Genomic DNA, 15,072 nt, shown 5'->3' with positions numbered 1-15,072 from the left:
ACATTCATTTGAAATTGCAATTGATTTTTGCCATTGATATTAAAACGCCTATTTCAAAACCGCCTTAACCATAGCATCCTCTTTTAAAATAATTTCGTAATACTTGCTTTCTCCATACAATTGTCGGGCAAATTCAGCCGCGAGATAGCGCTTTACAATGTCTTTGTTTTTCGATAAATCTATATCTAATCCACTTCTCAAAAGGTATTTTTTAAAACCACTAAAATACAAATTGGTTTTATCCATTTTACTATTAAACTGCTCAAAAGAAAGCCCTTTAAAAGCAATTCTGTTTCTATCCAGTTGCTCGAAAACAAAATTCCCTACGATTCCGGATTTCATTAAATACACTGTATTTTCATTACCATGCTCTACTTCGAGAGGAACAAAAATATCCGGAACAATTCCACCACCACCATAAACAATTTTTCCTTTCGGCGTTTTGAATTTCAAACTGTCGGCAACTTTTATACTGTCTTTTTCATATAATTCACCGTTCTCAAAACGTTCTTCCGACTCTTTAAAGTATTCTTCACTCCCTTTATTGTACGGTCTTTGTATCGACCTTCCTGTAGGCGTATAATACCTCGCCACGGTCAATCTAACTGCCGAACCATCGGAAAAATCCATTTCGCGTTGTACTAATCCTTTCCCAAAAGAACGGCGTCCTACAATAGTGCCACGATCATTATCCTGAATCGCTCCCGCTAAAATTTCACTCGCTGAAGCACTATTCTCATTTTGCAGCACAAATACTTTACCCGTTTCAAAATCACCTTTTTTAGTCGCATATGTTTTTTGTATGCTGCCTTTTTTATTTTTGGTAAAAACGATTAATTGCTTGTCTTTTAACAATTCATCTGCGATGTCGATTGCTTCTTCCATATACCCACCTCCATTATCACGAAGATCGATAACGAGTGTCATTGCTCCTTCTTTTTTTAATTTGGCCAAGCCCTTTTTAAATTCTTCAAAGGTTGTTTCTGCAAAACGATTAATTTTTATATATCCTGTATTATCATTCAAAAGAACTGCCACATCGACACTTTTTAAAGGAATAATACCACGTTTTATTTTTAGTTTTATTTGTTTCTTAGCTGATTTCCTATAAATAGTAAGCTCCACTACAGAACCCTGCTCTCCTTTTAACTTAGAAAACAGACTGTCACTGGGCAATTTACGTCCAAATAATTTTGTCTTATCAGCATATAAAATTCTATCCCCAGCCAGTATCCCCGCTTTAGCCGAAGGACCATTTTCAATGGGTCTGATTATAGCCACAGAATCTTTATACATATAAAAATTTACTCCAATCCCCACAAAATCACCTTTCATGCTCTCAGCTACCTGCACTTGCTCACTAGACGAAATATAAACAGAATGTGGATCCAGCTGACTCAGAATGTTGTCAACCGTAATATTTACGATAGAATCTGTATTTACATTATCTACATATTCATTGTCGATAAAATCAATGAGTTTATTGATTTTAGTTTTAGAACTGTTTTCGACCAAAAAATGATCGTCGCCGAAACCATTTAACCACCCACCAATAACGATTCCGAGCGCAAGAGTTGCGCCAATAAGTATTGGCAGGTATTTAATTTCAGTTTTCATCTATTCCTCTAATATCGATATATGCTCAACAATCACACCAGCTTTTATTAAAAACTGTATTCCTGAATCATCACGGTACCCTCTATGATATACCACTCGTTTTATTCCAGATTGATGTATTAATTTACTGCACTCTTTGCAAGGTGACAGTGTAATATATAAAGTAGACCCTTCGCAGGATTGCGTGGATCTTGCTACTTTTAGAATGGCATTTGCTTCCGCATGTAAGACATCCCATCGAGTGAGCCCTTCATTATCTTCACAGCAGTTTTCAAAACCGGTAGGTGTTCCATTATAACCATCTGAAATTATCATTCGGTCGCGAACGATGATCGCTCCTACTTGTTTCCGCTTACAATACGACAAACTGCCCCATTCAGTAGCAATTCTTAGATAAGCCTTATCGTATTTATTTAATTTTTTTGCTTCCATTTTATCTCGTCCAAATTTCATTTTCAATTATCATTGGCAATACTACACCTATTATAAACGCTGACATCACCAAAGTCCAATCCCTTTTCGAGAATCTAAAAACTGTTTGTACAATATACGCCAGAATCAAAACTACAAAAACCACAACAATTTGCGCTGCTTCAATTCCTAACGCAAATTCAGCTAAAGGAAGTAATTTTGATGTCGCGTTTCCGCCAAGTATTGCTTTAAAATAATTAGAAAATCCTAATCCGTGTATAATTCCAAAGAACAGAGTGACGAAAAAAATCAGATTTACACTTTCTTTTTTATTGGATTTACCGGCAGTAAACAAATTAAAAAAGGCGGTAATTAATATCGTAATCGGGATTAATAGTTCTACTACATTTACTTTAATGGCAATAATACCAAAAACAGACAGCAATAAAGCCATAGTGTGACCTATCGTAAAAAGCGTTATTAAGAGAACTATTCGTTTCCAATCATTAAAAGAAAACGGTACAGCCAAAGCTATTAGAAACAAAACATGATCGTAAGCGTAAATATCCAAGACGTGTTTTAATCCTATTTGAAAATAAATCAAAAATTCTGACATAGGTAATATAATTATAGTTGATAAAGGGTTTGTAAACTTACGATTTATTTTGAAAACGGTAGAATCGAATACTCAAATCGTACATTTATATTTCAATTAAAAGGCCCAATAATTATAAAATAAAATTTAAAACGAAATTAAATTAATAGTTTAAAAATTGATTTATATTTGTAGCATAAAAAAATACAATTAATTATGTCATTTTCAGATTTATTTGATAGCGAATTCAAGCAAAGAAACAAAGGTCACTTTTCTTCGATTGTTAGATTAGCATTAGCAGATGGGGTTTTTGCCCCTGAAGAAAAAGAGTTTTTAGACAAATTAGCCATTAGGCTTGAAATTTCTCCTGCAGAATATGTAGAGATTTTAGAAAACCCTTCAAAGTACCCAATCAACCCTCCATACTTAAATTCAATGAGGTTAGAACGTTTGTACGACCTAGCCAGAATAGTACATGTTGACCATATTTTGGGAGACCAACAAGAAGTTATGTTGAAAAAACTTTGTCTGGGAATTGGATTCACTCCAGAAAACGTAGACTTGGTAGTAGCTAAAGCACTTGTATTAGTAGACAAAAATGCAGATATCGATGATTTCCTTTCAGAAATGGAAAAACATCTATAAAATATAAAGAGCCCTAAAAATTTAGGGCTCTTTATTTATTGTTTTAGTATTTACTTAGTTTGGCCTCAAGCATAAATTCTTCTGCTTTCTCCACCATATTATAGCTACCACAGAAAAAAGGAACTCTTTCATGAAGTTCTGTAGGTTGTAATTCCATTATTCTATTAAACCCATCCGAAGCTTTACCTCCAGCTTGTTCTACAATAAAAGCCATTGGATTACATTCATACAACAATCTCAATTTTCCTTTTGGAGCTTTAGAACTTGTTGGATAAATATAAATTCCGCCTTTAATCATGTTTCTATGAATATCAGAGACTAAACTACCTATATAACGAGACGTATAAGGTCTATCCCCTTCCTCAGATTGGCAATATTTTAAATAATTTTTTACACCCTGTGGAAAATGAGTGTAATTCCCTTCATTTATTGAATAAATATTTCCGTCTTCAGAAAACTGCATATTAGGATGTGACAAATAAAATGTTCCAATAGCAGGGTTTAGCGTAAAACCATTTACTCCATGCCCTGTTGTATAAACAATCATAGTCGATGTTCCGTAAATCACATAACCCGCAGCAACTTGACTCGTTCCAGGTTGTAAAAAATCCTCTATAGTTACCGGGCTTCCTATTGGAGTTATTCTTCTATAAACAGAAAAAATAGTCCCCACAGAAACATTTACATCTATATTTGACGATCCATCTAGTGGGTCCATTAATACGACATATTTATTATTATGGCTATTATCACTTCCTTCAACTGTAATAAAATCATCATTTTCTTCAGAAGCGATTCCGCAAACAATTTCACGATTAATTAATGTTTGAATAAAAACTTCATTAGCATAAACATCAAGTTTCTGCTGGTCTTCACCCTGAATATTTTGTGCTCCAGCAGCCCCTGTTATGTCCACCAACCCCGCTTTATTCACTTTATAGTTGACCACCTTAGCGGCCAATCGAATAGAGTTGATAATACGAGATAATTCGCCAGACGAATATTGAAAGGCATTTTGGTTCTCAATGATAAATTCCCCTAAGGTTTTATTGCGTTCTTCCATTACGACATCGTTGTAGTTAAATTGAAGTCACAAATATCGGCTTTTTTGTGAAAATGAATTGAATAAAATTTACTTAGTTTGTCACTATTGTATATTTGCTGATATTATGCCTAAATTACGGGTTGAAAAAACTATATTTTAATTTTTCACCCTTTAAAACAAGAATTTATGATTATTAGAAAAGGAATTGCCGAAGATATGACCTCTGTTCTCGAATTAATTCAAGAATTAGCTGATTTTGAGAAGGAACCAGATGCCGTTTTAATTAATGTTGATGACTTAATTCGCGATGGCTTTGGCCCAACTCCCCTATTTCATGTTTTTGTAGCTGAAGTTGAATCGGAGATTGTGGGAATTGCTTTGTATTATTATCGCTACTCTACTTGGAAAGGTAAAATAATACATCTAGAAGACTTAGTAGTAAAAGATAAAATGCGTGGTACAGGAGTTGGCTATGCTTTGTATTCTGAAATTATCAAACAGGGAAAAAGAGACAATGTAAGAAGAATTGATTGGCATGTACTAGACTGGAATACCCCAGCGATTGATTTTTATGAAAAATCAGGGGCCGCAGTTTATAAAAACTGGTATTTGGCACAAATGGATGAAGAAGCAATCAACCATTTTGTAGACAATAAATTAAGAAAATAAGGTTACAGAATAGAAGTTAGAGGTTAAAGGTTGGAATTTATAATGTTGGAATTTTTATTATTATGAGAGTATTCAAATTTGGAGGCGCATCCGTAAAAGATGCTGAGGGAATTAAAAATGTGTATGACGTTTTACAAAAAGTAGGATATGAGGATGTTTTATTAGTAGTCTCTGCAATGGGGAAAACCACTAATGCACTTGAAGTAGTTATAAAAGACTATTTTGAAAAGTCTTCAGCACTTCAATCCTCTGTGCAAGAAGTAAAAAAATACCACAATCAAATCTTATTAGATTTGTTTGAAGATGATAAGAATGCTGTTTTTGCTGCTGTAAAAGCACAGTTTTCTGATCTAGAATATTTTTTGGCGCACAACAAATCTCCAAACTATAATTTTGTTTATGATCAGGTTGTGAGTTACGGTGAGTTGATCTCGACCACTATTCTTGCTCATTTCATGAATCATATGGATATAAAAACAGAATGGATCGATGTTAGAAATTTCATCAAAACAGATGCTAATTATAGAGATGCCACAGTAGACTGGGATCTTACCCAAAAGAATATTTCGAAAAATGTAAAAAGAAAAATGTTGAACATTACCCAAGGGTTCCTGGGTTCTGATGAAAACAATTTCACAACAACATTAGGACGTGAGGGTTCTGATTACACAGCAGCAATTTTTGCTTACTGTTTAAATGCCGAAAGCGTGACCATCTGGAAGGATGTTCCAGGAGTTATGAATGCTGATCCACGTTATTTTGAGAATGCTAGTTTGCTGAATCAGATTTCGTATCGTGAAGCCATTGAATTAGCTTTTTATGGCGCAACAGTTATCCACCCAAAAACATTGCAACCTCTACAAAAAAAGGAAATCCCACTATATGTAAAATCCTTTATCAATCCTTTATTGAAAGGGACAAGTGTTTCAAAAGGCGTTACTTTAGAGCCGTATTTACCGTGCTTTATAGTTAAAAGAGACCAATTATTAATCTCGCTTTCATCTATTGATTTTTCCTTTATCATGGAAGAAAACATCAGTGAGATATTTTCTTTATTCCATGAGTTTAAGCTGAAAGTAAATTTAATTCAAAATACTGCTATTAGCTTCTCCGTATGTGTAGAGGATAAATTTGATAATTTTAATGAGTTGAATGCTATACTATCAAAAAAATTCAAAGTAGACTTTAGCCAAAATGTGACTTTATACACCATTAGACATTTTAACGACGCCGCTGCAGAAACAGTAGAACAAGGTAAAAATGTCATTTTAAAACAAATTAGTACTGAAACAATGCAGATTGTGACCAGCGAAAATTAAAAATTATTGTTTGCTCGCTTTAGCAACCCATTGCCCATAATTATATAGAATACACTACTTTTGACTGATAGACGTTATTCTCTTTATGGTAAAAAAAATATTGCTTTTGGCGATGATTATATGTTTTTCTGGGCTACATGCCCAGGAAAACAATTCATTATACAAAACCAAGAAAATTCCATTTTCTCGTGACACCATTTATCTAGAAAGTGAAAGCCTAAATGCGTCTTTTTTCAAATTGCTTGACGCCAATAGTACTCCCATAGACAGTGCTTTCTATAAAGTAGATTTTCTAAAAGGAACATTACTGTTAAAAAACAATCTTCTTTTTGAATCCGATTCTATCACTGTACAATACCTAAAATTCCCAGATTTTCTAACGAAGGAATATCGTATTTACGACCCAAGTCGGGTGGTAAGCAATGATATTAACTCAGATAAACTATATCAAGTAAACACGAAAACTGCTGAAAAAAACATCCCTTTTGACGGCCTGACTACTTCTGGGAGCATTACCCGCGGAGTAACAATAGGGAACAATCAAAACACGGTTCTAAATTCCAATTTAGATTTACAAATCACGGGAAAACTATCTGAAAAAGTTAGTTTACGAGCTTCATTGCAAGACAGTAATATTCCATTACAAGACGGCGGTTATTCGCAGAAGCTAGACCAGTTTGACAACATTTTTATGGAGCTATTTAGCGATAAATGGAATATACGGGCAGGAGATCTCTTTCTCGAAAATCATGCCAGCCAGTTTTTAAACTTTAATAAAAAGGTACAAGGACTCGCAGCCAATTTTGATTTTGGCACCTCTAAAAATAAAACTAATATTTTCGCGTCTGTAGCCTTAGTAAAGGGACAATATGCCAAAAGTAATTTCACGGGAGTCGAAGGCAGCCAAGGACCTTATAAATTAAAGGGGCAAAATGGCGAATTATATGTACTTGTAATATCAGGCTCAGAGCGAGTTTATGTAAATGGATTACTGTTAGAAAGAGGTGAAAATAATGATTATACTATTGACTACAATGCAGGTGAAATCACATTTACGCCTTTGTTTACCATAACGTCTGAAATGCGTATCGCGATTGAATACCAGTACTCCGACAGAAATTACACACGACTTGTGACATATGCAGGTGCCACACATCAAAATGAAAAATGGAGTTTTGCAAGTTATATTTATTCTGAAAACGACATCAAAAATCAACCTTTACAACAAAACCTCTCTAAAGAGCAAGCACAAATCTTGATCGATGCGGGAGACAATCCAGAATTAATGATCGCTCCATCAGCCTATCCAGATTCTTACTCTGACAACAAAGTATTGTACAGAAAAATGATGGTGAATGGGATTGAAATTTTCGAATATTCAAACGATCCTGAAGAAGTGCTGTTCAATGTCCGGTTTAGTCTAGTTGGACCCAATAAGGGAAACTACATTTTGAAAAATGCCGCCAGCATCAGTAGAATCTATGAATATATTACCCCAATAAACACCGTTCCGCAAGGGAATTATGCCCCAACAGTTCAACTTGTAGCCCCTACAAAAATTCAAATAGCTACTTTTTTAGGGAAGTACTCCCCTTCTGAGAAAACTGCTGTTGATTTCGAAATAGCTGTTAGTAACAACGACGTTAATCTTTTCTCAAGTAACGATGATTCAAACAATCAAGGAATAAGCGGGAAAATCAATACTAAACAACGGCTATTTTCAAAGAAATGGATTGTCGATGCTTTCGCCAATTACCAATTTACCCAAAAGGAATTTAGAACCATCGAAAGGCTATACACCATTGAGTTTGATAGAGATTGGAATCTCGGTACGACAGCAATTGGGAATCAAAGTTTACTAGTATCTGGTTTGAACTTTAAATTAAAGCCGTCCTCAAAATCAAATTCCAATGGAGTTCTAAAGTACCAATTTGAAAAGCTAGATTTCTCTGAAAGTTTTTCTGGGAACAGACATAATCTGAATGGGTATTTTAATTTGAAAAACTGGAGTTTTCAAAACCAGGGGAGTTATTTAAAAAGTGACGGTGCACTCACCACTTCGAATTTCATTAGAAACCAATCTCAAATTCGGTATCACTTTGACAAAAACTGGATTGGTACTAGTCAGCGCTTTGAGGACAATCAGGAAAAAAATAAATCAACTAATCAATTTTCGAACGTAAGTCAACGCTTTTCTGAATATGGATTATTCGCTGGTCGGGGGGATAGTACAAAGGTATTTATTGAATTGGGGTTATTAAAAAGAACCAATGACAGTATTCAAAATGGCGTATTACAAAGGGTAAATAATTCTCAAACCTATTATTTGAAGTCAAAATTAATTCAAACAGCAAAAAGCGACTTATCTGTTTATACTAATTATCGCGTATTAGATTTTGTAGATTCTTCGAAAAGGAAAGAGCCTTCGCTGAATTCTAGAATCGTATACAATGACCGTTTTTTCAACCAACTAATTCAAGGAACAAGTGCTTATGAAACGAATTCAGGGACACTACCACAACAGGAATTTACCTACCTTGAAGTTCCCACGGGACAAGGTGTTTACACTTGGAATGATTACAATGCAAACGGGATTCAGGAATTACAGGAATTTGAAGTGGCCCCATTTATCGATCAGGCAAAATACATTAGAGTGTATTTACCCAATCGTGTGTATATAAAAACGCATCAGACTAAGTTCTCTCAATCGATTATTTTAAATCCAAATCAATGGCAAAACGAAAAAGGATTTAAAAAATTTAGTTCCTTTTTTTACAATCAGACGTCCTTTATTATTGATCGTAAAACGAAAAACGAAGGTGGCAACTTTGAATTGAACCCTTTTAATTCCTCACAAGAAAATGTATTGGGACTGAGCTCTAGTTTTAGAAATAGCTTGTTTTACAATAGAGGAAAACAGAAGCACTCTGTCACCTATTCTTTTTTAGAAAATAAAACAAAAAACTTACTTTCTATAGGATCACAGGAATCTAACAACAGTTCCCATCAAGTTCAATATTCTCATTTATACAGAAAAAGCTGGCTGTTTGGCGCTTCCGCAAAAACGATTCAAACATCTATAATCTCGGAAAATTTTCCTGAAAAGAACTATACAATATCTGGCTATCAATTAGCTCCAAAAATCAGTTATCTGTTTTCTAAAAATACGAGTTGGGATATTTTTTACGAATTGCAAAACAAAAAAAACCAAATTGGAAATTTCGAAAATTTAATTCAAAACCGATTTGGGACTTCCTTTTCTTACGCTGGCGAGAATAAAATCACAATGAATGGTGAGGTTTCCTTTTATCAAAATAAATTTAATGGGAATGAATTTTCTGCTGTTGGCTTTCAGATGCTAGAAGGTTTACAAGCGGGACAAAACATCACGTGGAGACTATTATTACAGAAAAATATCACCCAATTCTTAGACATTAATTTCAATTACCAGGGAAGAAAAAGTGAAACAAGTCAAGCCATTCATACTGGCAACGTACAATTGAGAGCCTATTTTTAATAGTTTTCCGTTTTGAGAATTTGCAATAAAAAAAACTACATTACAATCCAATGTTGATTATAATGTAGTTTAGTCTTTTTTGAAATACTTTACCTAGAAAAAATATTTATTATTACATAGAAATTATTATAAATTCACTTCGTCTGTTTAACTGATGTTCCGTTTCACTGCATATAACTCCATCAGCACATTTGTTTAAAAGTTGAGATTCTCCATACCCTTTTGCAGTTAATCTATCTTCTTCAACACCATTTTTAATCAACCACTGGCGAGTCGATTTAGCTCTTCTATCGGATAATGATTCATTGTATTGAGCCGTTTGACGACTATCTGTATGAGAGCGCACATCTATTTTTAAATTTGGATATGCTTTCATAACGGCAACAATTTTCTCTAATTCAAATGCGGCATCTTTTCTAATAAATGATTTATCTAAATCGAAATAAATAATTTCTATACCTAACGTTTTGGCTAAATCACCTCCTACACCTATCGTCTTAATTCTTTTCTCTAATTCAAATGCCAATTTACTTTCTCCGCTTGACTTAGGGATTGTAATTGTATTTTCTTTTGTCTCATAGTCTCTTTTTTCGGATCTTACATAGTACTTCTCTCCACATGCGACTTCAAACCTATACTCACCATTATCATTAACAATTGTATGTTTAATTATATTGTATTTATCATCATACAAACTCAACCTAACTTCTGATAATCTTGTCCCAGATTTCTCGTCTGTAACTATCCCTGTTAATTCTTGCTCACATGTCAATTTTCGTGTTTCCGAGAATTTATAAATATCATCATATCCTTTTCCACCTTCTCTATTTGAAGTAAAAAAACCTATTCTACTTTTACTGTCGATTAAAAAACCAAAATCATCCTTAGAGCCATTTACCGGTGCTCCAATATTCTTAATTTCATTAAAGCTATCGTCTTTTTCTATCTTAGTTACATAGATGTCTAATCCTCCAAGTCCCGGACGTCCATCACTGGCAAAATACAATTCATTATCATCAGATATAAATGGAAACGTTTCTCTTCCCTCCGTATTTATTGCTTTCCCAAGGTTTTCTGGCGCTCCATAAGTACCGTCATCATTTATTTTTACCTTAAATAAATCAGATTGTCCAAATGTACCGGGCATATCTGATGCAAAATACAAGGTTTTATCATCTATACTAAGTGCTGGGTGTGCTATACTGTATTGATCACTGTTAAATGGCAACTCAGTAACATCAACCCATTTATCTACTTCTAACCTTGCCTTGTACAATTTCAATAGGGTAATCCTTTTGGTGTCTTTACCTTTTTTACCGTCCAAATAATTGTTTCTAGTAAAAAACATGGTTTGCCCGTCTTTTGTAAACACTGGCGTAGATTCGTGAAACTTTGAATTAATTGTTCTGCTAAAACGTTCAGGCGCACTTAAACTACCCGCACTTGTAACCTCTGAGCTGTATAGATTTGTAAAAGATTGGTTGGTCCATTTAAACACTTTCTTTGAAACACCGCCTGTATCTCTTGCGGAAGCAAATACTAATTTATTATTTGAAAAAGAACTTCCATAATCTGAAAATTCAGAATTTATTCCTGCATCTTCAATGTTAAAGCGTCCTGAATTAGCCTTTATTTCTTCTAAATAATTTTTGTTTTTTTCGTATAATTTGGCGCGTTGATCATTCCCTGACTTCTTATTGAATACATCTAACATTTTATCAGCGTTATCATAATCTCCTATTGATTTAAGAGTTTGAGAATAGCGATAATAATATTCAGGTTCTTGGTCTTTATTCAAGTCAAAAAGCTCCTTATACCATCTTCCCGCTTTTTCTAAATCAGCATTGAAATAGTAGGCATTCCCTAGCTTTTGAAACATTTTTTCATCCTTATACCCTTTTTCGGCCACTCTTTCGTATGTGGCTATAGCATCGATATATTCATACCGATCGTATTTCTTATCTGCAGCAGCAACACTTGCTTTTTGTGCATATCCTTGACTGGCAAGAATAATTAAAAATGCACTATAAATAACGTTTTTAACTTTCATAATGAGGAATTTAGAAGAATCTTGGAGATACAATTCTATCATATTTATTAAATAATTCATATCTTAAAAATATTTCATGGGAGCCTGAATTATAATTAGATAACCTAGTGGTTTCTAAATCATACCCATAACCTATAAACCAAGAATCACTGGCCTGAAACCCTACCATAGCACTCACTGCAGCACTCCATCTATAGGCTACTCCCGCTACAAATTTTTCATTTATTAAAAAATTACCGGAAACATCCACTTGCAAAGGTGCTCCTTGAACTACTTTTGTCAGTAGCGAAGGTTTAAACTTAACTGTTCCACTTAAATCAAATACATGACCAGCTATTAAATAATAATGTAGCTCTTCTTTTGCAACATGGCTGTTGGCTCCAGTACTGGCATATCTGTCAAAATGTTGAGTTTCCAATATGTTCGGAGCTGATATACCAATATAAGTGTTGTCAGAATGAAAATACAATCCTACTCCAAAATTTGGGGTAAACTTATTGTCAATATTGGTTTCAAAACTGTAATCATTTGCATCGTGTTGATTTAATCTACTAAAATTAACATCCAAAAGATTAGCAGTTGCCTTTAAACCAAACGACAATTTGTATTTTTCTGATGTTGCAATACTGTAAGAGAAGTCAATCGAAACAGTGTTCTCTACTGAAGGTCCAATTTTATCATTTAATATCGATAATCCCAATCCTACATTACTGCCACTTATTGGTGTGTTTAATGAAAATCCATTGGTAGTAGGCGCTCCATCCAACCCTACCCATTGGGTTCTATGTATTCCAAAAATGCTCATTACACTCCTAGAACCTGCATAGGCTGGATTAATGTTCACCGTATTGTACATGTATTGGGTAAACTGCGCATCTTGTTGCGCCACCATTGTCCCAGACAATAAGATTAAAGTCAATATTAATAATCTTGTTTTCATAACTTATTTTTTACAACTTATTTTTATAACCTAAGGTCGAAAAACCTAAAGCATTCGTTTTACCTATTAATATATAAATACCCTGATTTTTCAATTACTTTCGCATCAAAGTCTGAATATTTCAAAATATAGAAATAGGTTCCTGTTGGTAAATCCTGAGACTGACCCACTGTCACACGTCCTTCAGACTTCCCTCTAAAAGCTCTTTCTTTATTATTGTATTTCTCTCTTTCGAAAACCAAAACACCCCATCTGTTATAGATTTCTACTTTATTATCTGGATAACAATCTAAGCCCTCAATAAAGAACTCATCATTTTTACCATCTCCGTTTGGTGACAAGGCATTAAATACTTCAATTCTACAAACTAATTCTCCAGCAACCAGCGATAAGTCAACGATTTTTGTAGAGGTATTTTCCACGACAGCACCATTAGGACTTGTTCCTTGTACAATTGCTTTATTTGATATGGATAAAGCAACAAGATCTCCTTCAGTAATCACATAAGTAGCAGTAATTGAAGCACTATTAGTTTGACCTACTTGTAAAAGAGCTATTGGATTTCCACTTATTACTAAGCCAACCATTGTATCAATAATATTGACATTTGTTAATGGAACATTTCCTGTATTTGTAATTGTAAAACTATAAGTTATTGTTTCTCCAACTTCAGCAAATCCGTTACCGTTAACATCATTAAAAACCCCTTCTTTAACAAGTAAAACACTTGGAGATTGAACTATAGCTACTGCTGTTACCGTTACATTAATCGTTACTGTAGCACAGGTTTTTGGTGTCAGTTTATCACATAACTCGTAAGCAACGGCATATACGCCAGGTGCTGTTCCCGATGCTACACTTATTGCTCCGGTAGTCGTGTTTAAACTAATTCCCGTTGGCCATGTACCGCTTTGTGCGATTGTAGAGTTCGATGTTGTACTTGCAACGCCATTGGTTGTGTCATTCGATAATACAGTAGTGATTGCAATTCCGCCGGTTGCAGCGATGCTTCCACTTTCTGTTATCGGTGTGACTACCGATGTTACCGTTACATTGTCTGTTACTGTAGCACAGGTTTTTGGTATCAGTTTATCACATAACTCGTAAGCAACGGCATATACGCCAGGTGCTGTTCCTGCTGCTACACTTATTGCTCCGGTAGTCGTGTTTAAACTAATTCCCGTTGGCCATGTACCGCTTTGTGCGATTGTAGAGTTCGATGTTGTACTTGCAACGCCATTGGTTGTGTCATTCGATAATACAGTAGTGATCGCAATTCCGCCGGTTGCAGCGATGCTTCCACTTTCTGTTATCGGTGTGACTACCGATGTTACCGTTACATTGTCTGTTACTGTAGCACAGGTTTTTGGTGTCAGTTTATCACATAACTCGTAAGCAACGGCATATACGCCAGGTGCTGTTCCTGCTGCTACACTTATTGCTCCGGTAGTCGTGTTTAAACTAATTCCCGTTGGCCATGTACCGCTTTGCGCGATTGTAGAGTTCGATGTTGTACTTGCAACGCCATTGGTTGTGTCATTCGATAATACAGTAGTGATCGCAATTCCGCCAGTTGCAGCGATGCTTCCACTTTCTGTTATCGGGCTGACTACCGATGTTACCGTTACATTGTCTGTTACTGTAGCACAGGTTTTTGGTGTCAGTTTATCACATAACTCGTAAGCAACTGCATATACGCCAGGTGCTGTTCCTGCTGCTACACTTATTGCTCCGGTAGTCGTGTTTAAACTAATTCCCGTTGGCCATGTACCGCTTTGCGCTATTGTAGAGTTGGCTGTTGTACTTGCAACGCCATTGGTTGTGTCATTCGATAATACAGTAGTGATCGCAATTCCGCCGGTTGCAGCGATGCTTCCACTTTCTGTTATCGGGCTGACTACCGATGTTACCGTTACATTGTCTGTTACTGTAGCACAGGTTTTTGGTGTCAGTTTATCACATAACTCGTAAGCAACTGCATATACGCCAGGTGCTGTTCCTGCTGCTACACTTATTGCTCCGGTAGTCGTGTTTAAACTAATTCCCGTTGGCCATGTACCGCTTTGCGCGATTGTAGAGTTCGATGTTGTACTTGCAACGCCATTGGTTGTGTCATTCGATAATACAGTAGTAATCGCAATTCCGCCAGTTGCAGCGATGCTTCCACTTTCTGTTATCGGGCTGACTACCGATGTTACCGTTACATTGTCTGTTACTGTAGCACAGGTTTTTGGTGTCAGTTTATCACATAACTCGTAAGCAAC

11 protein-coding genes are annotated in these 15,072 nt (G+C 35.2%); 4 read left to right on the top strand and 7 right to left on the bottom strand.

Annotated elements, in window-relative coordinates; genetic code table 11:
• Positions 1-48: 48 nt before the first annotated feature.
• The 3 genes from BLV35_RS00055 to BLV35_RS00045 are packed head-to-tail and all read right to left on the bottom strand — an operon-like array spanning position 49 to position 2,644.
• Entirely contained in the window at positions 49-1,617 is a 1,569-nt protein-coding gene (locus BLV35_RS00055) for a S41 family peptidase (protein ID WP_091082842.1), read from the bottom strand.
• Positions 1,618-2,049, bottom strand: a complete 432-nt coding sequence (locus tag BLV35_RS00050) for a deoxycytidylate deaminase (protein WP_091084768.1) — start codon at positions 2,047-2,049, stop codon at positions 1,618-1,620. It lies immediately after the preceding gene.
• Position 2,050: 1 nt separating this feature from the next.
• Positions 2,051-2,644, bottom strand: a complete 594-nt coding sequence (locus BLV35_RS00045) for a HupE/UreJ family protein (protein ID WP_091082838.1) — start codon at positions 2,642-2,644, stop codon at positions 2,051-2,053.
• A 195-nt stretch (positions 2,645-2,839) separates the two neighbouring features.
• Between BLV35_RS00045 and BLV35_RS00040 the strand changes: the two genes are divergently transcribed.
• Positions 2,840-3,268 carry a tellurite resistance TerB family protein gene (locus BLV35_RS00040; protein WP_091082835.1) on the top strand — a complete coding sequence of 143 codons (429 nt, stop codon included), beginning with the start codon at positions 2,840-2,842 and terminating at the stop codon, positions 3,266-3,268.
• Between the two features lie 43 nt (positions 3,269-3,311).
• Here BLV35_RS00040 and fbp read toward each other — a convergent pair whose 3' ends face one another.
• Positions 3,312-4,331 carry a class 1 fructose-bisphosphatase gene (fbp, locus tag BLV35_RS00035; RefSeq protein WP_091082830.1) on the bottom strand — a complete coding sequence of 340 codons (1,020 nt, stop codon included), beginning with the start codon at positions 4,329-4,331 and terminating at the stop codon, positions 3,312-3,314.
• 168 nt (positions 4,332-4,499) lie between these two features.
• Between fbp and BLV35_RS00030 the strand changes: the two genes are divergently transcribed.
• The 3 genes from BLV35_RS00030 (at position 4,500) to BLV35_RS00020 (ending at position 9,818) form a co-directional block, all read left to right on the top strand.
• A complete protein-coding gene (locus BLV35_RS00030) occupies positions 4,500-4,982 on the top strand; it encodes a GNAT family N-acetyltransferase (protein WP_091082828.1) in 483 nt (160 codons plus the stop codon).
• A gap of 62 nt (positions 4,983-5,044) precedes the next feature.
• Positions 5,045-6,301 (top strand): aspartate kinase, encoded by a 1,257-nt coding sequence (locus BLV35_RS00025; protein WP_091082826.1) that lies wholly within the window; start codon positions 5,045-5,047, stop codon positions 6,299-6,301.
• An 85-nt stretch (positions 6,302-6,386) separates the two neighbouring features.
• Positions 6,387-9,818: a hypothetical protein gene (locus BLV35_RS00020; RefSeq protein WP_091082824.1), complete on the top strand. Its 3,432-nt coding sequence runs from the start codon at positions 6,387-6,389 to the stop codon at positions 9,816-9,818.
• Positions 9,819-9,930: 112 nt separating this feature from the next.
• Here BLV35_RS00020 and BLV35_RS00015 read toward each other — a convergent pair whose 3' ends face one another.
• From BLV35_RS00015 to BLV35_RS00005, 3 genes are all read right to left on the bottom strand, one after another.
• Positions 9,931-11,868 (bottom strand): OmpA family protein, encoded by a 1,938-nt coding sequence (locus BLV35_RS00015; protein WP_091084766.1) that lies wholly within the window; start codon positions 11,866-11,868, stop codon positions 9,931-9,933.
• A 10-nt stretch (positions 11,869-11,878) separates the two neighbouring features.
• The gene (locus BLV35_RS00010; protein ID WP_091082822.1) at positions 11,879-12,808 is read right to left on the bottom strand and encodes a PorP/SprF family type IX secretion system membrane protein; all 930 of its coding nucleotides are present in this window, start codon (positions 12,806-12,808) and stop codon (positions 11,879-11,881) included.
• A gap of 59 nt (positions 12,809-12,867) precedes the next feature.
• The coding region (locus BLV35_RS00005) for a T9SS type B sorting domain-containing protein (protein ID WP_143031820.1) at positions 12,868-15,072 on the bottom strand (2,205 nt) is incomplete at its 5' end.

Origin of the sequence: Flavobacterium gillisiae (assembly GCF_900107635.1) — a bacterium.
In the GTDB taxonomy this organism is placed as follows: Bacteria; Bacteroidota; Bacteroidia; order Flavobacteriales; family Flavobacteriaceae; genus Flavobacterium; species Flavobacterium gillisiae.
This window is presented reverse-complemented; position numbering and strand designations above follow the sequence as displayed.